Below are 26,046 nucleotides of genomic sequence, written 5' to 3'. Positions count from 1 at the left end.
CAGCCCGGTCGGGCACGCAGGCCTCCAAGGCCCCGCGCATTGTCGACAATGCGCGGGGCCTTGTCGCAAGAACGCTGCGCAACAGGCAACGCCGCGCCGTTCCGACATCCTGAGTAACACCTATTTATTACACGTCCTACATCCGATAAGCCTGCCTTACAAACAGTTTCGGCGCGCGATGCTACATTGCCTCGTCACAAAAAAACATCGCGCGCCATGCCCCTACACCGTCACACACCGTCCCTTTTCGCCATGCGCGCCCTTGTGGCCGTGATTGCCCTGGGTGCAGCCGGCTCCGCCGCCGCAGGCGTGTCGTATCGCCTGGACCGCCCGTCCGCCGCCCCCGGCGAAACGGTCACGATCGAAGCGGTGTATTTCAACGAAGACAGCGCGCGCGCCAACTGGCAAGCGCCGCCCGAACTGGTGCTGCAATGGCGCAGCCAGGACGGCCAGATCGTGCGTAGCCTGGCCAAGCTGGTCGGCGACCGGGCCAGCTACAGCGTGCCCGTCAACAACTTCGCGCGCATGGCGTGGACTGCCGTCGTGCCCAGCACGGCGCGCGGCCTGCAAGCCGTATCCATCGAAGGGCAACCTTCGATGATGGCGCTGGACGCCACCGGCCGTGACAGCGGCACGCTGGCCAGCACGCCCGCCCAAGGCCCCGTGGTGGACGCACGCAGCGGCGAACCCGTGCCCGTGGCCGCCGTCACCGCCGTCGGCGCATCGCCCGAAGGCGGCCCCTCGCCCGATTCGGCCGTCGTGCCCACGGTGGCCCAGCAAACGGCGTTCGACCGCTTCCGCAGTTCGATCTCGGAGTACAAGCCCGTGTACTTCGACATTGGCACTCGCGGCCAAACCACCGCCCGCTTCCAGATCAGCGCCAAGTACCGGCTCTTCAGCCCCAGCGGCGGCCGCCCGGCAACCTGGGGCGAGAACTTCTACCTGGCCTACACCCAAACTTCGTTGTGGGACTTGCAGGGCGACTCCATGCCCTTCATCGACACCACCTTCAACCCCAGCGCCTTCTGGCTATCGGACAGTATCTGGCAGTCCGCCAACCAGAACTGGCGCTTTGGCATGAACACGGGCGTCGAACACAATTCCAACGGCAAGGACGGCGAAGATTCCCGGTCGGTGAACGACGGCTACATCGAGCCGCGCTTTCACTACCGTCTGGACAGCGGCAGCACGTTGACCTTCGCCCCCAAGGTCAAGGCCTACTTCGGCGTCGCTGACGAAAACCGCGACTACGCCGACTACGCTGGCCACGTCGACTGGCAATTGCGCTGGGCCCAGGACAACGGCGCGGTCGTCTCGGCCATGTACCGCCAGGGCGACCAAAAGCGCCGCACGACTCAGCTGGACTTCGCGTGGCCCTTGCAGCGCACGTGGCTGAACATGAACGGGTATTTGCACTTGCAGTACTTCAATGGGTATGGGGAAACGCTGCTGGGATATAACCAGCGCAATGAATCACAGTTCCGCGTGGGGTTGTCGCTGGTGCCGTAGGGGGCGCGTGGGTGACTTGGCGGCATGATGGGTTGCGCGCGCTTGGTTATGGATTGCTTGGGACGATAGTGCCGCGCTTCACCCATCCTACGTGCTGTCCCCGCAACGATATCGCCAACGAGGAGTGAATTCCATCATGATGTCCCGCGCTGAAGTCACCGAACTGATCGTTACCCGCAAGTTGGAAAAGAAACTGACCTGGACCGCCATCGCGGAAGCGGTTGGCCAAAGCAAGGAATGGACCACGGCCGCGCTGCTGGGCCAGATGACGCTGACTGAAGCGCAGGCACAGGCCGCCGCGCGCGTGCTGGATCTGCCCGACGACGCCGTTGTGCAGCTGCAAGTCGTGCCCTACAAAGGGTCCCTGCCCACCTCCGTGCCCACCGATCCGCTGATCTACCGCTTCTATGAATTGATCAATGTCTACGGCACCACGTTCAAAGCGCTGATCAACGAAGAGTTCGGTGACGGCATCATGAGCGCCATCGACTTCAAGATGGATTTGTCGCGCGAAGCGGACCCCAAGGGCGACCGCGTGCAGATCGTGATGAGCGGAAAGTTCCTGCCGTACAAGACGTACTGATCGGGCATGCCATGGGCGGGCCTGGCAGCCCGATCAGTGCCCCGCCTAGTCTTCCACCGCCAGTTCTTCCCAGGCCAGTTCGCGCGTGCGCTCCAGGGTCGCCGTCACTTGGGCGGCGGCCTCGCGCACGGCTTCAGGCAGGTCTTGCCCCGTCAGCAGCCGGGCCGTCACGCTGGCCATGAACACGTCGCCGGTGCCATGCACCGAGGGTGGGATGGCGATCTCGGGGTGGGTCACCACGCTGGCCTTGTCACCCGTCACCACGACCAGTTGCAAGGTGCCGGGCGCGGCGGCCATCGGCGCGGCGCTGGTCACGACGATCCAATCCGGCCCCTGTGCGATCAGCTCGCGTGCCGCCGCCACCACGTCATCAATGGACGTCAACGGGCGGCCCACCAGCAGTTCCAGTTCAAAGTGGTTCGGCGTCATGCCGTCGGCCAGCGGCACCAGCAGATCGCGGTATTGAGCCACCAGGCCAGCGTCCACGTACAGACCGTCGTTGCGATCGCCCATCACCGGATCAATGTGCACGCGCAAGTCCGGACGGGCGGCGCGCAACGCCGGCAGCCAGCGCGCCAGCAGATCCGCCTGGCCAGGCTGGCCCAGGTAGCCGCAGACGACGGCCCGCGCCACCTTGGTCACCCCGCGTTCATCCAACCCGCGTAGCAGGCCTTCAAACCAATCCAGCGGCACGGCACCGCCATGCAGCGTCGGGTAGTGCGGCGTATTGCTCAGAATGACGGTGGGTACCGCGATGGCGCGCAAACCCGCGCGACGGAAAATCGGCATGGCGGCGTTGTTGCCCACATAGCCATAGACGACTTGGGACTGAATGGAAACGATGTCCACCTGCACGGTGTAGGCGGGCAACGCTGCGCCCGGCACGGGGGCAGCGGAGATGGCAGTCATACGGCGGGCTCCTGACAGGAACTAGGGTTGCACTCCGGCGCAGCGCCGGATGGGCATCATTCTAGTCCCGCGCGCCCTCGCCTCCCGCGGCGACCAGCCACCCCGCGCCGTCCAGCACCGCATCGGAGATCCCCGCCAGGTGCGGCGCGTAGGGATAGGCCACGGACGACACGATCTGGCATTGCGACAATTGCGGGTGAGCGGCGTTCAGCAGGTACTGAAAACCGCCCGCGGCCGACGGCACCCGCAGCAACAGCGTGTCGCCGCGAGCCAGCCAGGCATTGCCGATCCCCCGGGTGGCGGGCAGATCGGTTTCCCAATGCAAGGGCGGGTCGGCGTCGCTGACGGTGTGATCCGGCGCCATCACCTCCAGCAGGAAGTAATGGCTAGGCAAGGCCCGCGGATGCGCCACTTCCGACAAGGCCAGCCGCGCGAACACGGCCGCAGTCGGATTCGCGTCCAGCACCACCACCGGCGCACCCGCGCCATGCCAGCGGCCCGCGGGCCGGGCGCGCGGTTGCAGATCCTGGCTGTTGCTCAAGCGCCAGAGCGCAATCATGGACCATTTCCTTCATCGATGTTGACCAGCCATTGTTCGATCATCGCGGCATATCGTCCGTGCTGGCACAGCAGCAAAGGCACCCGTCCATGCAGCCGCCGCTTGGGGCTGCGCAGCCATTGATGCGCCTGTTCGCGGTCGCCGAACACCTGTTCGGCCAACCACGTCACCCGCAGCGCCCGGTACAGCACGCGCAAGTCGGACAAGTCCAACCCCAGGTCGCGCGACGGATCCCTGGCGCGGGCCGGCGCCTGTTCGGGCACCAGCGGAAACCAGCGCCCCAACTCGTCGGGATAGGTCTGGCGCAGGGCTTGCAGCAATGCCGCCGTGCATTGCAGGCTGGCGGGCGGCTGGGCATTGCCCAACGCCCCCTTCAGGCGCGCATCCAGCGCCCGGTTGATGGCACTTGCCGCCTGCGGCGCCGTAGTGTCACGGTGCGCGGGCGACGGCCGGCTTGGCCGCTTGGTTGGCTGCGCTTTGTTCAAACGCGGCATTGAGGGCCGCGCCATCGATGCTGACGGTACCGGCATTCAATAAGCCCTCCAGATAGGCCCGCGCGGCCAATTCCTGACGTTGGGAGCGTAGCGCGGCGCGCAGCTCTTCCTTCACCTGATCAAACGGCGTGACGCTGGCCGGATGAAAGCCGGACAGCTTCAGAATGTGGAATCCCGCCGCCGACTGCACCGGGGCCGATACGTCACCTTCCTTCATCTGCTCGATCACCGGGCGCATTTCCGGCATCAGCTGCGCCAGCGGCACAAAGCCGATGTCGCCGCCTTGTGCGCGCGTGGTGTCATCGCGCGAGAAATTCTGCGCCAGTGCGGCGAAATCAGCTTTGGGCGCTTGCGCCCGCTTGACCAGATCTTGCGCCTGCTTGCGGGCCGCCGCCACGGCATCGGCATCCCCCAATGCGGCCGGCAGATAGATCTGGCTGACCCGGTACTGCGCGGCAACCGCCAACTGCGGCTTGGCGCGTTCATAGGCGGCTTGCAGATCGGCCTGCGCCGGATAGTCATCGGGCGCCCGGCTGACGGATTCCAGATAGCTTTGCAGCACGATCCTTTCCTGCGCCGCCTGGAACGCGCGTTTGAGCTCCGGCTTGTCCTGCCAACCCTGCGCGCGCGCCTGCTCGATCAGCGCCTTCTCGGCCAATCTGGCACGCAGCCATTGGTCGATTCCCGCCCGGTTGTCCTTCAACTGTTCACGCGCCTGCGGCGGCATTGCCTGCAACTGGCGCAGCAGTTCATCGCGGTCGACTTGCACGGCGCCCAGCGTGGCAATGGCGGGAGGCCGGCTGGCCGGCGCCGTGGCGGGCGTACCTGCGGTCGTCGTGACGCCCGTGCTGGCGGGAGCCGCGGAAGCCACCGTTTTGGCGGTGGTGGTTTCACTGCTTTGGGCATCTTTGCCGCGCATCAGCGCGACGGCGCCAGCCAGTACGGCAATCAGCAGAACCGCCGCGGTCAGGCGCAGCCGGTTGGAGGAGGTCAGGGTCTTGGTCATGGTGGAACCTCTGCATGGCATCAGGGCGCCGCCGCACGCGCAAGCATCCGGCGGCACCCTGCGGGGCACGTTACGCGGTAGCCGTCGTCTCGGCGGTTTCAGTGATTTCAGTGTCGGCGTCCTGCGCGTCCTGCGCGTCCGGGGCGGCCTCGGCGGCGTCCTGGGCCGACGCATTGGCGCGCAGGAACAGCAGGAATTCCTGCAACAGGCGGTCCCACAACTCGGTGGTGGCGCGCAGATAGTTCTCCGACACGCCGCCAGCCACGATCACGTCCAGCTCCAGCACCAGGAACACGCCTTGCACCGACAGGCGGGCGAAACGCTTTTCCACGTTCCAGCGATCCGCCAGGCCGGCCGGCAGTTCGCCTTGCACGCGCAGCGCGCAACTCAATGTGTAGTCCAGATAGTGGCCTTCCTGCTGAGCCGGATTGCCCATGCGCGCGGCAAAGCCCACGCCCTGGCTGGCGCTCAACAGCTGGACCATGCCGTTCTGTTCGGACAGGGTCACGCGGTAGCCCACGGATTGCAGCAGCGTTTGCAGGCGCTCGGCGTTCACGTCAAGAATCAGGCTGGTTTCGGTCATTTCGGTATTTCCTGGATAAAGAAAAGGGGCAATCAGGGACAGATTACGGATTGGACGTTGCAGCAGCTTGACTCCGGGGCACCTGGGCGTCGTACAGCTTGTCGCCATACGCTTGCGCCTGTTCCTCGAACTTCACGCGCGCCTTGCCCGCGAAAGGCTGCTTCAACGCCAGAACGTCACCCGTGCTGATGCGTTCATAGGCGTTGAGAATTTCCTTGCCGGCCTCGTACATGTCACGGTTCTTGGCCACGCACACTTTGACTTCCTCATCGCGCTGGGCCAGGTTGCGGGCCAGCGTCTGGCGTTCCGCCTCCTTGGCGCGCGACAGGGTCAAGAGCTCGTCATAGGCGCCCTTGAACTTGCCCAGTTGCGCATGGGTGGCGGCGACCTGCGCCTGGGCGCTTTCCATCACCGCGCCCTGCTGCTCGGCCAATTTCTCGGCCTGCCCACGGCTCTTGGCCAGTTGTGCGCGCAGCGACTCCAGCTCTTTCTGCGCGGCATCGCGTTGCGCTTCGGCCGCCGCCTTGGCGGCGTTGACCTGCGCCTGCTCGCTTTGCAATTGCTGCAACTGCTGCGTGGTGCTGCGCAACTGGGCGCGCAGGCGCTCTTCCATGCTTTCGGCCTGCGCGCCGCCGGTCAGGCTCAGCCCGGCCGCGCACAAGGCCACGGCGGCGGCGAACCGCCGGCCGCGTCCCATGGCGGGCGAGTGGCGGGATTCATCCCATACGATGTGCATGTCCATGACCTCAGAACCTGGCGTTGATTTCAAACTGCATCGTGTCGATGGCCAAGGGAGGGCCGTAGATCTCCTTGGTGCTCATCCACCGGAAGACGCCGTAGACGTTCTTCTCGAAGGCGTAGCTGGCGCCGATGTAGTAGCCGCGCGCATTGGTGCCGCCCTGGTGGAACGACGAATCATTGAACGCATCGGGCAGCGCATCCGGCTGGATGTACTTGTAGCCAACGAAGGCCAGCCAGTCGCCCTTTTCCTTCAGGTCGAAAGAACGGCCCAGCGTGGCTTGCAACATCCAGGCGTTGGGGCCGCTTTCGATGTCGCCATTGCCGTCAAAGTTGTTGACGATGTAGCCCTGCGAACGGCTTGCCATCTTGCTCTTGCTGTAAGCCAGGTTGCGGATGTAGTTACCGTTCAGGCGCAGGCCCAGGCCGTCGAACACGCGGGTGTCCCAGCGCAGGTTCAGGTCCAGCAGATCGAACTTGGACGCCAGGCCTACATACTGCGGCTGCGGCGTGTCCGCCGGATTGAGCGGATTGGGCGCGATGTTGCGCAACAGGAACAGCGTGTTGCCCTTCTGCATGAAGGCCGGACGCGACCAGTCGGTGTCGCAGTTTTCGTCGCCCGCCCACGGCGAGCAGGAGCTGGAGCGCTTGCCCGCGATGTTGTCGAAGTGGTAGTAGGCCAGCGCGCCGCGCAGGCTGTTCTGGTTGTTGACCTTCCAGTCGGCGCCAATCTGCGCGCCCAGCAGCCATTTGTTCTCGCTGCCGCCTTCGCTCATCGACGACGAGTTCCAACCGTTGTTCGCGTACTCGGTCGCGAATGCGCCCAGCGTGCCGAACAAGGTAACGTCGCGGCCTTCCAAGGGCTGCTTGAAGATCGCGGCGATACCGTCGAAGTTCAGATCGTTGGAGAACAGCGTATCGGTGGACTCGAACGGATTGCCAATACGGCCGCCGGTGACGGTGGCCCATTTGGCGGGGCGGTAGGTCAGGTAGGCCTGGTCCAGCCAGATGTCCTTCTTGCCCATGCCGCCGCCCAGGGTCTGAGACGTGGACACCGGGCTGTCGTCGCTGCCCGTTGCCAGGCGAATGCCGGCCGACCAGGCTTCCGAAATCTCGGCACGCACACCCAGACGGGCACGGATGCGCAACTGGTTGCGACGGTCTTCGCGCGTGTTCAGCATCGGCGGGAAGCCGCCGTTGGTGTTCGTGTTGACGTCGTAAGGACCCTTGGCGTTGAGCTTGGCGAAATCCGTGATTTCGTTGCTGTTGCCGCCGTTGTAGAAGCGCGATTCGTCGCGCACGCGGACGTCGCCTTCCACCGTGATGCGCGACACCCACTCGGGAAAGGTGTTGGGCTGCGCCCAGTTCTCTTCCTTGGCCTGCACCATGACTTCGGCCTTGACCTCGTCACGAATCTGATCGCGCACGGTCTGCGGGATGTAGGGCACGCGCACGTCGCCCGTCTGCGCCACGACAGCGCCGCGATCAGGCGTTGCCTGACGGGCGGACTTGGCTTCGGCTTCGGCCTGGGCGACCAGCGCCTCGGCTTGTTCGGGCTTGAGCACGCCTTGCTGCACCAGCAGGCGGATCAGGTTGATGGTGGCGTTCTCGGACGGGGCGGGCGCGCTATGGGCCGGCAACGCGACGGCGCCCGCCGCGGCCAGCGCCAGCGATGCCGCCAACCGGTTTAGTTCGAACTTCATTCTGTAGTCACTCCGGGATCAGGTCTGTTCGGAAATTCAAGAAGGCCGGCGGCCAGTCAGCGACGCGCGGATGGGCATGTTGGCCGAGGCCGGCGGGCGTTCATCCAGGCCCGGTACGGCGCGCAAGGCAGCGACCACGCGAGCATCGACATCGGCGTCGCCGCTGCCTCGAGTCAGCTCCACCCGCGTGATCTGGCCGGCCGCCGTCAGCCAGATGTTGGCTTGCAGGCGGAAAGTCAGATTGCGGGTGCGCTCGTCTTCGCGCAGGATCTTTTGCAGCGCATAGGCCAGGTACTGGCTATAGGTCGCGTTGCCCGCACGACCGCCACCACCGCCCGCCATGCCCTTGCCCTGCCCCGCGCCGATGTTGAATGCGTCGCTGCCAGCCTGCGCATCGCCATCGATCTGCATCGGGTTGGCCAAGTCGTCGGCCGGACGCGGAGGCGCTTCGTCCTGCGGCTTGGGCGGTTCGGGCGTGGGTTGCGGCTCGGGTTCAGGCGTGGCCACGGGTTCTTCCTTGGGCTGCTCGGGCTCCGGCGGCTTCTCGGGTTCAGGCGGGGGCGGCGGAGGCGGCGGCAGCGGGATGATGGCCGTGACCTTGGGCGCATCGCGCCGGACCCCGGACATATCGTTGGCCCAGCGCCAGAGCGCGTAGGCGGCCACGGCCACCGCCACCGCCACGGCCGCCAGCTTCAGCCAGCGGCGTGCCGAATGCGGGACGCGCGAGGAATCGGATGCGTGTTGCGGCATGACGTTGGTCCCGGCCCCTATTGCGGCTTACCAGTCACCAGACCGACCTGGGCAAGTTCCAGGCGGCGCAGCAGATCCAGCACTTCCACGACCTTCTGGTACTGCACGGCGGCATCGCCGCGCACAATCACCGGGAAGTCGGGGTTCAGCGCTTTCTCCGTGCGCAGCCGGTCTTCCAGCTCGGGCAAGGTGACCGGATAGGCGTCCAGGAAAACCTGGCCGGCGTCGTTGACGGAGATCGCCTTGGTCTTCGGCTGCGACAAGGACATGGTGGAACTGGCCTTGGGCAGATTGACCTTGATGCCGGCGATCTGCGCGGTGGCGGTCAGAATGAACATGACCAGCACGACCATCAGCACGTCGACCAGCGGCGTGATGTTGATGCCGTCCACGGGTGCGTCGTCGTCATCGTCCTGGGATGCGGATACGGAAGCCATGGATGCTCCTTATGCCTCGGCGGGTTGCGGGGCAAGCACGGCCGGGCGGCTGGCCGCGGGCGCACGCATTGCGGGGTGGTGGGCGGCTTCCTGCGCCTGCGTCTCGCCGTGCACTTCGGCCAGGCGCGTGACGAATTCGTCAACGAACACGCGCATGTCGGCGCTGACTTCCTTATTGCGCGACACCAGGCGGTTGTAGCCAAACAGGGCCGGAATCGCGACGAACAGGCCCATGGCGGTTGCCAGCAAGGCGGCGGCCATGCCCGGGGCGATGGCATTGATGTTCACGTCGCCGGCCATGGCCGTGCCCAGGAACACCACCATGATGCCCAGCACCGTGCCTAGCAGGCCGATGTAAGGGCCACCGGCAATGGCGTTGGACAGCGAGCCCAACTTGGAACCCAGTACCTGGTTTTCCTTGGTGCGAACGGCATCCATGGACGCGCGGATCGCTTCAATGGTGGCTGCCGAAATCGAGGTCGTGTCGGCGCCTTGAGCGCGGCGCGTGCGGATTTCGTTGATGGCCACGCGGTACAGGCGCCACAGCGAGGCGTGTTCCAGCCTGGCGGCAAGCGCCTTGTCGTCGGCCAGCAATTCCAGACGTTGGCCAACGGTGGCGAACGACTCGCGGAAGATCTCGTTGGCGCGCGCCAGGCGGGCCACATTGCGGCTCTTCTTGATCATGATGATCCAGGACTGCACCATCATCAGCACCAGCACGCCGATGATGACCCAGGCGTCGATCGGCACGGCTTTCAGCAGAAAGCCCAAGCCGCCGAAGCCGAAGCCCGACTGCTCTTCGTCGGCGCCGTAGGCCACCAGGCGGGACTCCGCGCCCTGCGACGACGCATCGGCGTAGATCAGGGCGGCGGGACGCGCCACCTTGGACAAACGGACTTCATCGATGGCGCCCACGAACGGCGCGTAGACCGGGTGCGGCGCAGGCGCCGCTTCAACCGGGACTGAACCATCGGCGGCAGGCGTGACGGCAGGCGCCGGCGGCGCAACCGGCGCGGGCACGTCGCCCCCCAGGGCAGCGGTGGTGGCAAGCGGCGGCAGGCTGGCGGCCAGCGACGCGGTGGCGCGGCCATTCACGTACAGATGAACTTGGCTGCCATCCGCCGTCACGGCCACGTGTTGCCAGGCGGCCGGCGTCAGCGGCTGGCCGGGCTGGCTGCGCTGGCCGTTCACTTCCACGAACGGAACGCCCTGGTTGATACCAATCAACAAGGCATTGCCGGCGTCGCGGCGGGCGTAGATCAGTTGTTCGCCGGCCGGTTGGTCGGCACGGACCCAGGCGCTGAACGTGAAGGCGCCCGCGGCGGGAATGGCCAGCGAGGGGCTGGCAGGCAGCATCAGGGGCGCTGCGCCCGCGAACTGCGCGGCACGGCCGATGACGCCATCCACTGCGGCGCCCGTCGGGGTCTGGCCGTGGTTGCTGTAGGCGGTGGTGTCACGCGGCGGCGCACCTGCGGCGCCGTCAAAGTGATAGACCAAGGTGTAGTTCGGATCGAAAGTCAGCTGGCCATTGGCCGACGCGGGGGCTTTCTGATTGCCGTAGTACATCCAGATGTCCTGACGCTGGCCATCGGCCACCTCGGGCACATCCACCCACACCAGCGCCATGCCCAGCAAGGGGTCGAAGGCTTCCAACTGATGGTTCAGCACGGTCTGGTCGTCGGCCGCCACAAAGCGGATGTCGGCGCCCTTCTCGTTGATGCCGTCGAAGGTGAAGTTACCGGTGTGCAGGCGCACCAGCAGCGGCGTGCGGCCGGCCGAGCCGCCCAGCGGCATGCCCTGCGCGGTGCTGTCGACGGTGATTTGCTTGCGGTACTGCCAGTCGGGCTGCCACCAGGCGTTGGCGGCGGACGGCAGTACGCCGGCCAGCACGGTCAGTAGGAGCATCAATAAGCGTTGCATGGTTAGGACTCCGGGGGAAATGCGGTTATCGCGTGAGCTCAGTTCGGTTTTCGCGTGCGCTCAGAAGCTGGCGCGTACGCTGAAGTTCAGACGGGGATCGTGTTTGCGGGTGTTGGGGCCGTCCTTGAGCGGATAGCCCCAGTCCATCGAGCCCGACAGCCAGTCCAGCACCTGTAGGCGGGTGCCCAGGCCGACGCTGGCGAGCGAGTAGCTGGAATGCTGTTCGGGTAGCGGGTCGCGCAGGCGCAGCGTGGCGGCGTCTGCGAAGGCGTAGAAGCGCCATTCGTTGACGTTGCTTCCCAGCCAGCGCGCCAGCGACGGCGTGCGCCATTCCACCGAGCCCAGGACGCCGTCGTCGCCTGTGCGTTCGGCAGCCAGATAGCCGCGCACGCTGGTCGCGCCACCGGCCGAGAACTGTTCGTTGGAGACCAACGCACCCGAGGCCAATTGGAATGACCCGCGCAGGCCCAGTTGCCAGTCGCCAAACAGGTTTTGCGTGTGCGTGCCGTCACCGCGCAGCAAGGCGAAGCTGGGGCTGGCGCGGTAGCGCTTGTCGTCGAATTCCTTCCAGCCGCTGCCCTGGTTGAAGAACGAGCCGCTGGCGCCCACGACGGACAGGCCCAGGCTGCTTTGCGACGACTCCGAATAGCGGTAGCCGTTGTAGGCCAGCGTGAACGGCAGATACTTGATCGGGATCTCATCTACGTTGTTGCCGAAGCGGGTAGCCTCGTCGAACTTCTTGTAGTCCAGGCCGACGGACAGCGAATTGCTCCAGTCGCCTTGCGGGTCCATCGTGTAGATGGCGGACAGGCCAAAGGAGTAGCCCTTGCCCAACACGTTGGTGCCGCCGATGGTGGCCACGTTGCTATCGCTCTTGTAGCCCGAGAACTGCAAGCCCCAGCGGCTGGACAGCGGCATGGAGTACGACCCGGACCAGACCTTGGCGTTGTCGGTTTCCTGTGGCGCGGTGAAGAAGGTCAGGTTGAAGGAATGGCCCAACTGCCACAAGTTGTCGTAACCCAGTGACGCGGTGCTGCGCAGACGCGAGGTGTCGGCGCTGTAGTCGTTGTTCAGGCCCACGCTGGCGTGCCAGGGGCTCTTGTCCTCGACCTTCAGGTCCACGTCCATCGTGCCCGGCATGCGGCCTTCCTTCACCAGCGGCACGACCTGGCGGCTGGCGCCCTTGTTCAGGTTGGTCAGCTCGGCCTGCGCGCGGTTGAAGTTGGGAACCTGGCCTTCTTGCAGCGCCGGCACTTCATCGCGGATCGCCAGCGGGGAATAGTGCTGCGCGCCCACCACCCGCACGCGCCCCACCTTGGTCTCGGACACTTGCAGGAATACGATGCCGTCGGCCACCTGCTGCTCGGGCAGGTCGACATAGACGGACTGGTAGCCGCGTTCCTGATAGATGGTCTGCAAGGCCTCGCGGGCGGATTCGATATCGGCCAGCGTCCGGTCGGGTCCCAGATAGGGATACACGGCGCGCTCGATGTCGCGCGCTTCCAGCACGGTGTTGCCGCGCACGATGTATTCATTGATATTGACGCGGCGGTCGTTGGCGCCGGCCGCCGCGGCATTGGCCGGCGCGGCCCCGGGTGCGGGCGCCTCCTGCGCCCACGCTGCATTGATGGCTGCGGTCAGAACCAACGCTTGCGGCGCGCGGCGCAATATGGCGCGCAATGCGCTGCCCCTACTTTCGAAATCATGCATAGCGATGCACTCAGTTCCTTGTGTGAAAGCCGGTCTGGAACCGGCAGCTTCCGTGCAGTGCGCTTCGCGACAATCCCGTTACGGTTTCAGCCCGCAACCCCGCGTCTACAGCTTCTGCTTGTTACTAGACGTACTGGGAAGCCGAAGACCGCGCGTTGTAAGAAAAACTTCATGAAAAAGAATCGGCCCAAGGGCGATGGGGAGCTGCACGGGAATTCCATACCGGGATTCTGGCCAACGGACATGACGGCGCTAGCGTTTCGCGGCGCAAGAAAAAGGCCGGCGAAAGCCGGCCTGAGTGATGGGCGTTGAACACAGTTACGTATATCGGTGTTTCCGCGTGACGACGGCGTTACAACGGACGGCCGTCGCCGTCCGTTGTCATCGTCATCGAACGGTCATGGCCGTTCACATGGTCAGCTTGCGCTTCTCTTGCGGACTCAGCTTGCGCATCTCGGCCTCGTCCAGCGCTCCCGCGCCCAACACCTGCACGGCGCTGGCGGCGTCGTACTTCGGCGCGGTGGCTGACGGACTGTCTTGCGGCGCCGCCGCGGCGCCCGCCATGGGCTCTTCGCCAAACCCCAGGATCTGCACACTGATCACCGACGGCTGGTTCTGCCGCGCCTGGCTCTGCGCACGCTGCGCCGAGTCCTGCGCCGCATTGACCGCGGAAGTCGCTGCCGCGCTGGCCGAAGACAGCGCCCCGGTATTGACCGATGCCGTCACCGGCACGCCCTTGCTGTCGCCCTGCGCCTGGATATTGGCCGCGTTCACGACCTGCAAGGCCGCGATGTTCACGTTGCCCGACACCCGGATGCCGGCCTCGCCCGCGTCGATGGTGCCCAACGGCGCGTACAGATCCACATCGCCCGCCGGCACTTCCGGCAACGGCGCCAGCGTCGCGATGCCCGCGCCAGTGCTGGGCGCATTGGGTGACAAGGTCACGTTGCCAACCGCGTCGTAGACACGCTTGGGCGGCGTGTACAGCACCGTGGTCTTGGATCCCCGGCCCGCGTTGATGTCGCCTTCGGCCGACCAGGCGGTAATGCCGCCGCCAAAGGTCGTCATGACGCGGCTTTGGCCCAGCAGGATGCTGCCCAGCGCATACAACTGGATGTTGCCCTCGCCCTGCGTGATGATGCCGGCGGTGGCGGGCGGTGCAACCCCTTCCACGCCAAACACCTGCTTGCCGCCCGGCGTCATCAGCTGGATATCACCGCCAAAGGTGCTGCGGATGCCCGCCGCGCCGTACAGCGTAATGTCGCCTTGATAAGCGTCCGGCGCGGTATCCGGGAACAACGCCGCGATGGCTTGACGGCCCCGCAGGTAACTGCCGTTGCGCGGATGCGTCTTGTCGTTGTATTCGCGACCGCCCGACCGAAGCTCGGCAAAATACACCTGGCGCGCGAAGATGCGCTGCTGCTCGGCGGGCAATGCGGCGAAATACGCACGCGCGTCCTCGGTGTTGCCGGCGAAACCGTAGCGCTGCGTCAGCCACAGCAACAGCTCCGACTCGTAGGTCTTGAACGCCAGCCCTTGGTCCACCAGCGGACGGCTGGGGTCGGCCGCCTTGGCCCGGTCCAGGTAGCGTGCCAGGAAGCCTGCGTAGTCCGGCCCGTCGGCACCCACCCCCGCCTGCACGGCAATCGACGCGCCCAAGCGGCGGTCACCCGGCAACACCGCGCCCAAGCTCGTGATCGATGCCCGGTCGGCCATCAGCACATGGCGGCCTGCCGACACTTCCAACGTGCCCGGACCCGCTACCTGGAACGAGCTGTACAGAATGTCGCGGCCCGCCGACACCCGGGACACATCCCGTTCGTCGTGGTGCAGGAACAGATTGCCGGTGGACGTTGCCGATTCGCCGCTCCCGCCTCCAAAGCCATAGCCATTGGTGCTGGGAACCGCGGTCTGCGTACCCGTTGGCGTGCCCGAGGCCACGATGTCACGGCCAGCGATCATCCAGACCGGTCCCGACGCTTCGTACCACGTCTGCCCGGTGTTCTCACCCTTGACGATGGCCATCGTCTCGCCAGTGCGCAGGCCCACGATATCGCCATCGCGAGCGTAGAAGCGCGTCACCAGATTGGAACCCGCCGCACTTGCCGTTGGGGCATTGAAATAGAACAAGGGGAAGTGGGTATTGCGGGCCTCGGGCAGGCCGTTGACCCCTTGATTGCTCAAGGCAGCCACGGAACTTTCCGCCATGACGTATCCCGCGAAGGCCGGCGCCAGCACGTTGGCGACGCTGGCCGGATCGGCTCCAGACCGGTTGATGGCGTAGCCGCCCGCGTAGATTGAATTACCCGCCAGCAATTCAAGTTGGCCGCGCGCGCCGGGCGCGAGCGACAGCGAATACCCCAGCCCCGAGGACTCGTTGTTCAAGTACCCCGCCGACAAACCGGCATAAATACTGCCGTCGTATGCGGTTGCGCGCAGGATCGACGGATAGAGATACCGCGCGTCCGACGCTGAAGTATTGCGCCCGGTTTGCACCGCCAAGCCTTGCGCGCTGTGCGAGGTCTGCCGGCTGGGCGTCAGATTGCCGCCCGCGCTGGACAGTTCAATGGCGGTATTCTCCGCCCACATCGAGAACCAGCTGTAGCCGCCTCCATTCTGCAACGTGCCATCGCGCAGCCGGAACGGCGTGCTGTTCTGCAACGCGACGCGGCCCGGATCGCTGGCCCCGCTTACGACCAGATCGCCCCGCGTATCCAGGCGGATGACCGAGTCGCCAGGAATCAGCACCAGTCCGCCCGTGGCGCTGGACATCGTGGACACATAGGGGTCGTAGCCGCGGCTGTCCTGGCCGTCCTGCTGATTGGCCTGGTTGCCGTAACGCAGGTTCAGCCCGCCAACCGCGCCGCCCGTCAACTGCACATGGCCACGCAGATTGATCAGCGCGCCCTGCAAGTCCAGAGCGGGTTCGCCGTAGTACGGCGTCGGCCCGGTGGTCGAGGACACCAGTCCGCGCGCGCTCTGCGTGGGATTCACGCCGCCGCCCACCCGAATGTCAATATCGCCGCCGCCCGTCAGCGCCATGCTGCCGTCGGCCGCGATGCGGCCCGTGCTGCCCACGGCCACGATCAGGCCCTGGCTGCGCGGATTACTGATTGATCCCCGGGATTCGATGTTTCCGGCATCTCCGTCCACGCGCATGCTGACATTGCCGCCGCCCAACGCGCCAAAGCCCGTGAAGCCCACCAGCAAAGGCGTGTCGTCCTTGAAGGCGGAAGGCGCGCGCGTATAGCTGCCAAAGTTGATCCACCACGCCGTGGGCGTATCGCCGCCGTTGGCGCTGCCCGTGCCTTGACGCCACAACCAGTTGCCCACGCCCACGCTGGGGTCCAGCACGCGGCCGTCGAAATTGACGCCCGAGGTCTTGCCCCACACGTCGCCGCGCAACGCGCCGCCGGCATACAAGCTGAAGTTGCCGCCTGCTTCGGGATACCACGCCTGATAACCCGAACCTGGCGTGACGAAAGGTTCATACGTCGTCGAATGCGCGTCGCCCAGAACCGTGGCGCCAAAACGGCCACGAGGCAGTTGGTAAGCACTACCGACGCCTGCCGACTGCGTGCCTGCGGTGTACACGCCGTAGGCCGACATCAGACTGATATCGCCGCCCGCGGCCAGATCCAGATCTCCCGTGCCCGTGCGCAGCACGCTGAAATTCTGCGTATGCGTCACGACGGAGGTCGACAAGCGATTCTCGACGCACTGGCCCTCGAAGCCGGTACAGATATCCAGCTCGGCGTCGGATACCGGCGTCCCTGCGGGGTAGCCCCACCAATTGTCCTCGGCCCAGACCCATCGGGGCGGTGACACGCACAGCCCTTCTATCACCCCGCATAGCCATGCCAGATCATCCGGCACCGGCGTTCCCGGTTCAAAGCCGGAAGGCTCCGCGTCGGGGCCCCAAACCAGACTGGCGCCTTTCACCAGGCTGGCGTTGTAGTGGCTGTCGGCCAGCGTCAGCTTGCCCGCGGCCGGCCCCGGCAGAACCCGGCGCGGATCGGCCGCATCCAGGTCGGCGCCCGCCACCAACTGCACGGACCACGACTGGCTGCCGGCAGGCAGCATCTGCGCCAGCGCCCAGTTCAGCCGTTGATCCGTGGCCGTGCCAGGACGCAGTTCCACATAGTCGGTGCCTTCCGGGAACACCAGCTTGGTTTGCGACGGAATGAACGCGCCTTGCTTGAGCGTGATGTCGCTGCCCGTCAGCAGTACGTTGGGCTCATAGCCTTGCGTGGTGTGTAGATTGGGCAAAGCGACGTTTGCCGGCCACGTGAACGCCATCATGGACGTGCCGCTGGTCAACACCGTGCCGGCGCCCAAACGGGTGCCGGCGGGCAAGTCCACCGCTTGCTTGAGGACGCTGCCTGCGGCATACAGCAGCTGGCCTGATGTATCGCGCACGTCGCCCGACAGCACCGTGCCCGCGGCCAACGACAGCACCTGGTCCAGCGCGGCCTCCACCGGCAAGCGCGTGCCTGCCGCCAGCTTCGTCGCCTGCAAGGGCAAGGGATAGTTCAGCGTCTTGCCACCCGGAAACTCCGTGCCCGCAGCCAGCACCACGCCGCCACGCGGCAACACCACATCACCCCCAAAGGGTTGTGCGCCGGGCGTCAGGATCCAGCCGTTCTCGTCGTCCGGCGTCGGCTGCGGCGGCGCGAAGCCGTCGTTGATGCTGCCGTAGATGTCCAGGTTTCCCTTGGCGCGCAACGTCAATGCGCCGGCTTCGCCCGAGCCGTAGGCAGACGTCATCGGCGTGCGCGGATTCACGCTCGCATAGCGATAGCGCGACAGATCCAGATCGCCCTGCACCACCAGGTCGCCATCGGCGGTCTTGCTGACGATTTCCACGCCCGGCCGCAGGTGGAACACCTCGCGATACGTTGCGTTGTTCAGGCCCGCCAACTTGCCGTCCATCAGATTGCCGTTGGCAAGCGCCTGGCGCATGAACGTGGTGCTGTCGCGGTGCTTCGCGTCCAGGTAGGCCTGATCGATGATCTGGTAGTCGCGGCCGCTGGTCCGGTCTGCCGGGTCGCCCGGTCGGGCATCGTCGTACCGCTGCGTGGCAACAAGTGCGATGGACTTGGCGCCGTCGATCACGATCGGCCCGCGCGCGTCAATCGCGATATCACCGTAGGTAGCGGCGGAGCCGGCAACGTCCCCCCCATTGATCCCGGCATTGCCCGTTGCGTCGATACGCGGCGCCAACAGATCCAGCGTGCCACGTGCCGCGCCATCATGCTGTCCTGCCGCAGTGCCCGGCGTGGCCGACGTGCCGTGGCGCAGGTCGATGCGCGAACCGCTGGCCAAGGTCAGCGTGCCCCGGCCGGAATTCAGTTCCACCACGGCGCGGTTGGGCGCGTCGATGATCTTTCCATAGCTGTCCACGCGCAGCACGGTGCCGTGCGCATCGAGCACGGCGGTTGACGCCAGGGTCAGCCCATCGCGCGCCGCCAGCCGGATGCGGCCCACACGCTCACCGCTGGCGTCCACCACGCCGGCCACGGTCAGGCTGCCGCCGTCGATCGACAGATTGATGTCGTTGGCACGCAGCGCGTTGCCCACCGTCAGACTGCCCTGCTTGATCTGGAAGCTGCGTGCGCCCAGCAGTCCGCCATCGTTCAAGCGCTGGTTCAACGCATCAAAATCCGCATTCAGCGCCCCGGGCGCTCCCAGGTGCTGGGCACGGATATCCACGCTGCCCGCCCGGTAGGGCACGGCGGTGCCGCCAGCGTCGTAGTGGCCCGAGCTAGTGCCCACGATGCGGCCTTGCAAGTCCACCACGCCAGCGCCAGCTGACAGCGCCGTTGCCCGCAGGCTGCCCGCATCGTTCTGCTGCGCCGACAGATCAATCAGCGCGCCGGCTTCTTGACGAATGCTGCCCTGGCTGCTTTCCAGCGTCAGGTCGCCGCCCCAGCTGTAGCGCAGCACGTCGTTGAACGCAATCGCGCGGCCAGACAGATCCACGTGCGACGCGCCCGACAACAGCACGCTGTCACGCCCCTGTAGCGTCAGCTTGCCACTGGGCAGCGCCACCAAGCCGTCGACCCGAACGTTCGCGCCGGACAGGCTCAGTTCCGCGCCCAGGTCCTGTACCGAGGCCGCCGGCACGCCAGATGCGCCTGGCATGGCCATGACACGGACATCACCGCCCGCCGTGATGCGGTTGACGGAACCCGCCTGGCCCGTCAGCAATGGCGTGCTCAGATTGAGATTGCCACCGCTGTACGCATAGCCCGTGCCGCTATCGAAAGCGCCTTGCGATTCATAGACGGCAAGGCTGCCGCGATGGTTGGCCGTGATGCGGTCGCTGGCGTTCAGGTTCACCGTAGAAAAGCCCAGCGTCAGCCTGGCGTTGTCATCCAGGCCGCTAGGCTGGGCGCCCTGCCCATAGCCAAACTCGATCCGTTCGGCATCGATGCGCAACACGCCCTTGCCCGTGCCCGCGCCGCCCGTGGCCACCGAGCCCGGCGCCTGCGTCGCGCCATTCCAGATCAGGTTCTGCGTACGGATGCTGGCCTCGTCGGCCGCATCCCCATATCCATAAATAGCCGGCGTGCCCAACGCCAGCGTGGCCAGGCTGTACTTGCCCGTGATGGGATCGCGCGTGTCCAGCGCCACGGTGCCATAGAAATTCATGGCCTCGCGCGCGGTCAACGTCAACACTTCCAGCGCGGGGGCGCCAGCGCTGGTATCGCCGCGCAACAGACGGCTCAGGATGTCCTGATTCAGCGCCAACCCATTGGGCAGAACACCGCGCGCGGCGGCTTGCTCCAAGGCAGCGCTTGTCCCCACGTTCACCGCCCCGACCGCCAGCGCCAGATTGCGGGTGCCGTACTGCACCTGTTCGCCCAAGTCGAAGGTGCCATTGGTCGCGGCGGCGATCGTGCCTTCGGAGTACAGGCGCGTCACGCCCTGGCACGGCTGCGCGGCACACGTGCCGATGCGGATTTCACCCGTGGCCTGCGCGTCGGGCGCCAGCACGTCCAGGCGGCCATTGGATACGGCCAGCAATCCCGCGCTACCCGGTTGGAAGGCATAGCCGTTGGTCGAATCCACTGACGGCGCACCACGGCCCAACGTCGATATGCCGGCGCCCGCTTCGATCTCGATCGCCTGAGACGAGATCAACACCTCCGGCGCCGTCAATTGCGCACCCGCACGCAGCACTACCCGATTGACGCTGCCCTGGAAGGTGTAGAAGCGCCCGCCCTGCCCATAGATCACCACCGGCAGCGCGCCGATCACCAGGCGGCTGGCGCCCAGCGCGGCTAACGCATCCGCGTGCATCGACACGCCCGAAAAACCTGCCGTGGGCGCCTGGCCCGGCGCCAGCACCTCGACCGTGTTGCTGCCGCCACTCACCGCCGCCGTGCCGCCAAAGCCGCCCTGAGCCGCCTTGAAGTCCGCCAAGCCCTCGAAGCTAAGCGATTGCCCATCCTGGGAGCCCGGATGAATCGCCAGGCGCAAGGTGCGGGCGTCGGCGGGCAACATGGCGCGAGGCACGCCGCGCGTCACGGCGTCCGCCCGCACAAAGCTGGCGTAGCTCATCTCGTTGTATTGCGAGTAGGTGCGCAGCACATCCGCCGACGTCAGAATCACCGAGCTGGCCAGGCTATTCACCACGCCCGTGCCTGCGGTGGACAGTGTGCCGCTGGCCGCCCATGACTGGTTGCGCATCCGCATCGGCGTCGTGCCCGCCCCCGCCGTCGCACCACCATTGATTTCAACGCGGAACGCGCCGGGCAGTAGTGCATAGGTCGACGGCATCAACGTGTAAGTCCCCGCCGGCAGCCCGGGCACGCCCGCGCCGAGCGTGATTTGCTGCCCCACGCCCGGTGCCGACGCGCCCGCCTCGCCACCCACCGGTGCGTATGCCGCCTGCGCCCCCGGTACGATGGCGTAAACCGGATTTCCGGCCAGGCCCGGCAAGGTGAATCCGCCGGTGGGATTCATCCGCACCAACGGGGAATAGCGCGCGTCAGTCGAGCCGCCACGACCAGACACAAAGCCCGCCCCCGTCAATTCACCGCCGCCGGACAAGTCCAGCAGCGATCCCGGCAAGGCGTCCACGTCACGGAACCCCAGCGTGATGCCCGTGCGCAACGACGCGCCTTGGCCATCCCCCCGCCCGCCGCCCACGCCCATCAACGACACCTCTGCGCCGTTGAACTTGTACGACACGCCATCGGTCGTGCCGCCATATGGCATGAACAGACCGGCGCCACTGACGGACGTCACGCTTCCCGGCAACAACGCCAGGCGCTCCGTGCCCATCAATGCGCCCATATCACCCAGCACGATCACGCCCAGCGGCGCGCGCAACACACCGCCCTGCTCCACGTTGGCGGCCGCCAGACGCAGCGTGCCGAACGCCGAATAAGGCATGGCGGGCATCGATGCGGATGCGCCGTCGTGGCGGGCGATTCGCAGCTTGCGCGCCGGATCGTAGAAATAAATGCCAGACGCGGGATTGTGCGTGTAACCCGCCAGCAGTTCCGCCTCTGCACCCGTGGTCGGATACAGCTGCGCGGCGATCAGATCCAGATCCCCCCGCGTCCACAATCGCGTGCGCGGCTCGTTATCGTTCTGCGCCAGAAAACGCATATCGCCGCCGCTGTCCAGCGTCACCTGGTCAAAGCCGGTTCGGGCGACGGCCAGCGCGCCGCCCACGCTGCGGTTGATGGTGCCTTGCGTGCCGAAGGACAGGCTGTTGCCGACCTCCAGCAGATTGCCGGCACGCACCGTGAACGCGCCTTCGCCGACATCGGGCGCATCGCCGAACAACACGCGCGGCCGCAGCACGCCATTGGTGGCGTAGTACTTGCCCGGCCCCGACAGGCGCACATACGACGCCGCCAGGTTCACGCGCGTCAGAACGTCCGCCCCTGGCGCCAGCGAGAATGCGCCCGCGTACAGACGCAGGCTTTGCGCCACGGCAATGTCCACGTCGCCGTCGAAAGACATCAGGCCATTGGACAGCAGCCCTAGATGGTCGAAGCCGCCACCGGCCAGCAAGCGCGTGGCATCCAGGCGGGTCTGTCCGTAACGCAGGCCGTCGGCCGCGTCGCCGGGCTTCAGGTCGGCGCCCAGGGCATTGCCCGCGCCTGCCGCCAACACCAGTTCACGCGGCACCTGCACGTCCACGCCTGCGACGCCTTCGCCCCAGGTTCGGTACAGCGGCGTTTCCAGCGCGATATCCAGGGTGCCGCCAGACGCATTCGCGCCCCCTGCGCGCGCCAGGAACGTGCCATCCAGATGCAGTCCGTTATACGAGCTGAGCGAAATGCGGCCGCCATCGCGGCTCAGTTGCACCGGGCCCACCCCGTTCACATCCACGGTGGCTCCCGCGCCCGATGCGTCCAGCACGGCGCCCGGGCGCACGATCACATAGGCGTCGGCGGAGGTCGCCGTCGCGCGGTCGTGATTGATCTCACCGCCAACCACGATGACGCCGCCCGCATCCGCCACGCCGTAGCGGCGGCCCTGCGTATCCATCCCCGTTTCCGCCTGGCCGGCCACGTTCAGCACGGCCTGCTCTCCGATCCAGATCGACCGGTTGTGCACCATGCCTTCGGCGATCTCCCCGGACTCGGCCATATCCATCTCGCCCAGACGCAGCTGACGGATATCGATCTTGCCACCCGGCGCGGTCAACGCACCCAGCACCGTGATCTGTCCTTCGCCACGCAACTGGATCGCTTGCCCCGGGTCCACGCTGACGTGCGCGTCCTGACCAATCATCAATACCGCATTGGCCTCACGGCCAGCAGCCGAGATGGCGCGGCCGCCTTGCAACGACAGGCTGGCGCCCTTGCGGCGCGTCACGGTCCCTGCAACGGGATCATGTTGATAGACCGGCGGCAGCCAGACTTCCATGGCGGCCGACGGATCCGTGCCAGACGGCCGCCCGGCAGCGCCCGACACTGGCCGATAGACCGGCATCAACACCTCAATGCGCGCCCCCTCCGCCACGGTCAAGCCATCGCGTCCAGTCACTTCGTAGCGTGAAAAACCTTGCTGGAAGAACGGCGCCGCAAGCGTCAGCACCTCCTGGCCATCGTCGGCCTGGCGGTCTCCCAGCACGACCTTGCCTGCCGCCACCGACAGGGTGCCGCCGCCCTCCACGCCATAACCGCGCAGCTCGGCGCCCAGGGCCAGCCGGCCCCCGGCCTCGGTCCCCGCGGCAACGGTCTCCACCGTCACGCTGCCGCCCTTGCCGCCCGTCACCTTGCCTTTGCCGCGCAGCGCCGCGCCGGACCCGACGTCGATCACGCTGCCGGCATCCAGCAGGACATCACCGCTGCCGCGCAGCGACACCGTGCCGCCATTCAGATATGCCATGCCGTTGATCTGCTCGGGCGACATGGCCAGATTCGACCACAGCCCCGTTGCATCCAGCCGGGTGCGCGCACTCAGCGTCAGCGTCGCCGCTTCGCCGGGAACACCGATACTGGCATCGATCATGCCCGACGGCGAGATCTGATTCAGCACGTTGCCCAAGCGAATGCTGCCGGCGCGCGCCGTCAGGTTCGCATCCACCGCCACCTTGTTCGCGAACAGCGTGATGTCCCCCCCAGGCGTCACGGCCAGGTCGGACTGCACGGCAATCTCATTCGCGGCGATCTTGACGGCGCCCAGCCCGAAGCCGTTCAACCGCGCCGTGTCCAATTGCAGGATGCCCGCGCGGTCTTCGGGCAGCGCCGTACCCAAGTCCAGGCCGGCCGCGATGGCCGCCACGCGATCAGACAGCAATACCTGCTGGATCGTGTCTTCCGACCGCCCCAGCGCATATTGCAGCGCGCCCGTGGCCTTGGCGTAATAAGGCGTATACGTGCCCACGACCAGCTGCGCGCCACGCGCCACCGCCCGTTGCGACTGCTGATAGCCATCCAGGCCGGCTTGCGCGGCGGCGTTCTGGCGGTCTCCCTGATAGGTCAGGCCGACCAGTTCGCCCTCCAGCACCGCGCTCTTGGTGCCAATGACCAAGCGGCCCGCGTCGCGGCCGACCGTGTAGCCGGTCTCGAAACGTTCACGCGGCGCGATCAGCGGGTTATAGAAATAACGGGTCTGGCCCCAGCGTTCGCTTTGCGCCTCGTACCCTTTGTACAGCCCGGTATAAGCCAGGTCGCCGGGCGCGCGCGACACGTCGTACAGCCTGCCGTCCACGCCACGCAGCCACGTCTGCTGGATCTTGCCGTCCTGCACATCCAGCGTGCCGCCCGACACGTTGATCAACGAACCGGCGCGCGTCACGACATCGCCGCCTGCGAACTCCACGTTGCCGCCCTGTGCCATCCATTCATTGATGGCGTGCCCTTGCGTGCCCAGATAACCGCTGACTTCCAGCAAGCCGCCCGCCGTGTACCAGCGGTCGGTCGCATAGCCGTTGGTGCCTGCGGGCACCAGGACGAGATCCCGCGCGTCCACCCAGACGTCGTTGCTGTTGAGCTTGCCGCTGTCCCGGTTGATCGGCGCGTCGCGCTGCTCATTGCCCTGGACGTTGATCTTGACGTTGTTGTTTTCCATGGCAACGGGCACGCCCACCGCGCCCGCCACGTCCAGCACCGCCCCGTCGCGCACCAGACTGCGCTGGGTTGCCCGCACGGCAATCTGCCCGCCCGTCGCCAGCGTGATTGACCCCGACGCAAAATCCACCGTGCCGGAACTACCAATTTCCACCCGCGACAGCTCGCGCCGGTCGGCGCCGGCAGCCACCAGGGCCGAGTCCGTTTGTGCCGTGACGGGCACGCGCAAGCCGTCCCGCTGACTGTCCAGCGCCAGCGCGCCACTGCGGTCCAGCAGGATGGCCGTCGTGCTGTTCTCGGCCAGCGTGATCCTGCCGCCCTCGCCCGATGCGTTCAGGTGCACCGTTCCGCGCGTATCCACCGACGTGCTGGACAACACCACCCCGCCCTGCACCACATCACCGCCCGCCAGCGTCACGTCGCCCAGGGCGGCCTGCATCAGTCCGGTATTCTCAACCCGGCCCGGCGTACCCAAAGGCGTGACCTCGTTGCCCTTGGTCGTGGAGACGAGATTGCCCGACGTTCCCAGGCCGCGCTTGATGACGAAACTATCTCCGGCCGCCAGCAGCGCCTGGCCGCCCGGCGTGTCGATCGTGCCCGCGTTGGCCGTTTCCTTGCCCAACAGCAGCACATAGCCGCCGCCCGTGGTGGACGTAGCCGGCGTCGCCGTCCGGATCTGGGCGCCCGCCTGCACCTCGACGCGGCCCAGCGCATCCTGGAACGTCGGTTGCGCGCCATTGTCGGCGTACAGCCCCTTGTCGCGGAATTGCGCGTCCGTGACCGTGCCGGCCGCCGCCACCAGATTGCGCACATTCACCTGGCTGGTGCCAGTGAAGATCACGCCGTTCTGGTTCACCACCATCACCGTGCCGTCGGCCTTGATCGCCCCCTGGATCTGGCTGGGCTTGGCCGATGCGCCCACCACGCGGTTCAGCACCGCGTCGTCCGCACCTTGCTTGAATTGCACGGTCGTGTTGCGGCCCACGTTGAACGTGTCCCAATTCAGGATCGCACGCGACTGCGTCTGCTCGATGGTCACGACCTGGCGGCCATTCTCGACGCTGGGCGTGGCCGCCTTGGCGCCTTCCCATTTCGCCAAACCGCCCTCGGCAGCCCACAAGCCGCCTTCCACCAAGCCGTCGGGCACGCTCCCGCCGTTGGCTGCCGCGGCCGCGCGCGCTGCCGCCTGCGCCGCCTGCTGCGCGGCCACCGCCGCCGCCGTGCGGTTCAGGTTGTCCAGCGAACGCTGCAACTGTTGACGCGATTGCGCCTGCTGACGCGCCGCGCTGCCGATGCCGGCCATGCTGCCATCCGGCATCCGTCCCGTGCGTTGCGCGGTGGACTGCACGGCATTCTTGTCGGAAAACCAGCCAGGGCTGAAAGCGCGCGACTGCGCTTGCGCGGCGCCGGTCGCGCTACCGGCGATCAACAACGCCGTCACCGCCTGCGACAGCGGCGTCGGACGCCAGTTTGGGCGCCCGCGCCTTGGCGTGCGCACCGTGTTTCTCTTACCGCCCATTTCCGACATCCCTGCCTGCATGATCGCCATCCCTTGTTCCAATCGCGCGTGTTCGTCACCTAGAACAAGACAGACGGATGGAA

General features: G+C 66.4%; 14 protein-coding genes. 2 read left to right on the top strand and 12 right to left on the bottom strand.

All coding sequences use genetic code 11. The features are described 5' to 3' along the window. The first annotated feature begins 216 nt into the window (after nucleotides 1-216). Together HV753_RS07475 and cynS are read left to right on the top strand one after the other, a co-directional pair. On the top strand, nucleotides 217-1,509 hold the full coding sequence (locus HV753_RS07475; protein ID WP_175173831.1) for a phospholipase A: 1,293 nt from the start codon (nucleotides 217-219) through the stop codon (nucleotides 1,507-1,509). 139 nt (nucleotides 1,510-1,648) lie between these two features. Then, entirely contained in the window at nucleotides 1,649-2,092 is a 444-nt protein-coding gene (gene cynS / locus HV753_RS07470; RefSeq protein WP_175174620.1) for a cyanase, read from the top strand. Nucleotides 2,093-2,137: 45 nt separating this feature from the next. Here the strand turns inward: cynS and pdxK are convergent, their stop codons facing one another. From pdxK to HV753_RS07410, 12 genes are all read right to left on the bottom strand, one after another. After that, nucleotides 2,138-3,001 (bottom strand): pyridoxine/pyridoxal/pyridoxamine kinase, encoded by an 864-nt coding sequence (gene pdxK, locus HV753_RS07465; protein ID WP_175173830.1) that lies wholly within the window; start codon nucleotides 2,999-3,001, stop codon nucleotides 2,138-2,140. Between the two features lie 61 nt (nucleotides 3,002-3,062). Then, nucleotides 3,063-3,560: an RES family NAD+ phosphorylase gene (locus HV753_RS07460; RefSeq protein WP_175173829.1), complete on the bottom strand. Its 498-nt coding sequence runs from the start codon at nucleotides 3,558-3,560 to the stop codon at nucleotides 3,063-3,065. Continuing rightward, nucleotides 3,557-4,054 (bottom strand): MbcA/ParS/Xre antitoxin family protein, encoded by a 498-nt coding sequence (locus HV753_RS07455; RefSeq protein ID WP_175173828.1) that lies wholly within the window; start codon nucleotides 4,052-4,054, stop codon nucleotides 3,557-3,559. The genes HV753_RS07460 and HV753_RS07455 overlap by 4 nt, the downstream gene beginning before the upstream one ends. After that, a complete protein-coding gene (locus tag HV753_RS07450) occupies nucleotides 3,990-5,060 on the bottom strand; it encodes a peptidylprolyl isomerase (RefSeq protein ID WP_175173827.1) in 1,071 nt (356 codons plus the stop codon). Before HV753_RS07450 ends, HV753_RS07455 begins: the two co-directional genes overlap by 65 nt. Nucleotides 5,061-5,130: 70 nt before the next feature. Beyond that, the gene (locus tag HV753_RS07445; RefSeq protein ID WP_175173826.1) at nucleotides 5,131-5,643 is read right to left on the bottom strand and encodes a YbjN domain-containing protein; all 513 of its coding nucleotides are present in this window, start codon (nucleotides 5,641-5,643) and stop codon (nucleotides 5,131-5,133) included. 43 nt (nucleotides 5,644-5,686) lie between these two features. Continuing rightward, a complete protein-coding gene (locus HV753_RS07440; protein ID WP_246288189.1) occupies nucleotides 5,687-6,379 on the bottom strand; it encodes a DNA repair protein in 693 nt (230 codons plus the stop codon). Between the two features lie 10 nt (nucleotides 6,380-6,389). Continuing rightward, nucleotides 6,390-8,084 carry a putative porin gene (locus tag HV753_RS07435; protein WP_175173824.1) on the bottom strand — a complete coding sequence of 565 codons (1,695 nt, stop codon included), beginning with the start codon at nucleotides 8,082-8,084 and terminating at the stop codon, nucleotides 6,390-6,392. A gap of 36 nt (nucleotides 8,085-8,120) precedes the next feature. Further along, on the bottom strand, nucleotides 8,121-8,834 hold the full coding sequence (locus tag HV753_RS07430) for a TonB C-terminal domain-containing protein (RefSeq protein WP_175173823.1): 714 nt from the start codon (nucleotides 8,832-8,834) through the stop codon (nucleotides 8,121-8,123). Between the two features lie 17 nt (nucleotides 8,835-8,851). Beyond that, nucleotides 8,852-9,271 carry an ExbD/TolR family protein gene (locus HV753_RS07425; protein WP_175173822.1) on the bottom strand — a complete coding sequence of 140 codons (420 nt, stop codon included), beginning with the start codon at nucleotides 9,269-9,271 and terminating at the stop codon, nucleotides 8,852-8,854. 9 nt (nucleotides 9,272-9,280) lie between these two features. After that, entirely contained in the window at nucleotides 9,281-11,191 is a 1,911-nt protein-coding gene (locus HV753_RS07420; protein ID WP_175173821.1) for a DUF2341 domain-containing protein, read from the bottom strand. Nucleotides 11,192-11,251: 60 nt separating this feature from the next. Further along, a complete protein-coding gene (locus HV753_RS07415) occupies nucleotides 11,252-12,901 on the bottom strand; it encodes a ShlB/FhaC/HecB family hemolysin secretion/activation protein (RefSeq protein ID WP_175173820.1) in 1,650 nt (549 codons plus the stop codon). A gap of 408 nt (nucleotides 12,902-13,309) precedes the next feature. Next, nucleotides 13,310-25,942, bottom strand: coding sequence for a filamentous haemagglutinin family protein (locus HV753_RS07410; protein ID WP_246288187.1), 12,633 nt, complete (start codon nucleotides 25,940-25,942; stop codon nucleotides 13,310-13,312). Nucleotides 25,943-26,046: the final 104 nt, after the last annotated feature.

The organism is Achromobacter pestifer, from assembly GCF_902859625.1.
Lineage (GTDB): Bacteria > Pseudomonadota > Gammaproteobacteria > Burkholderiales > Burkholderiaceae_B > Achromobacter > Achromobacter pestifer.
This window is presented reverse-complemented; position numbering and strand designations above follow the sequence as displayed.

Coding starts and splice junctions, on each gene's coding strand:
- HV753_RS07475 (WP_175173831.1), top strand. CDS start 217: ATGCCCCTACACCGTCACACACCGTCCCTTTTCGCCATGCGCGCCCTT.
- cynS (WP_175174620.1), top strand. CDS start 1,649: ATGTCCCGCGCTGAAGTCACCGAACTGATCGTTACCCGCAAGTTGGAA.
- pdxK (WP_175173830.1), bottom strand. CDS start 3,001: ATGACTGCCATCTCCGCTGCCCCCGTGCCGGGCGCAGCGTTGCCCGCC.
- HV753_RS07460 (WP_175173829.1), bottom strand. CDS start 3,560: ATGATTGCGCTCTGGCGCTTGAGCAACAGCCAGGATCTGCAACCGCGC.
- HV753_RS07455 (WP_175173828.1), bottom strand. CDS start 4,054: ATGCCGCGTTTGAACAAAGCGCAGCCAACCAAGCGGCCAAGCCGGCCG.
- HV753_RS07450 (WP_175173827.1), bottom strand. CDS start 5,060: ATGACCAAGACCCTGACCTCCTCCAACCGGCTGCGCCTGACCGCGGCG.
- HV753_RS07445 (WP_175173826.1), bottom strand. CDS start 5,643: ATGACCGAAACCAGCCTGATTCTTGACGTGAACGCCGAGCGCCTGCAA.
- HV753_RS07440 (WP_246288189.1), bottom strand. CDS start 6,379: ATGCACATCGTATGGGATGAATCCCGCCACTCGCCCGCCATGGGACGC.
- HV753_RS07435 (WP_175173824.1), bottom strand. CDS start 8,084: ATGAAGTTCGAACTAAACCGGTTGGCGGCATCGCTGGCGCTGGCCGCG.
- HV753_RS07430 (WP_175173823.1), bottom strand. CDS start 8,834: ATGCCGCAACACGCATCCGATTCCTCGCGCGTCCCGCATTCGGCACGC.
- HV753_RS07425 (WP_175173822.1), bottom strand. CDS start 9,271: ATGGCTTCCGTATCCGCATCCCAGGACGATGACGACGACGCACCCGTG.
- HV753_RS07420 (WP_175173821.1), bottom strand. CDS start 11,191: ATGCAACGCTTATTGATGCTCCTACTGACCGTGCTGGCCGGCGTACTG.
- HV753_RS07415 (WP_175173820.1), bottom strand. CDS start 12,901: ATGCATGATTTCGAAAGTAGGGGCAGCGCATTGCGCGCCATATTGCGC.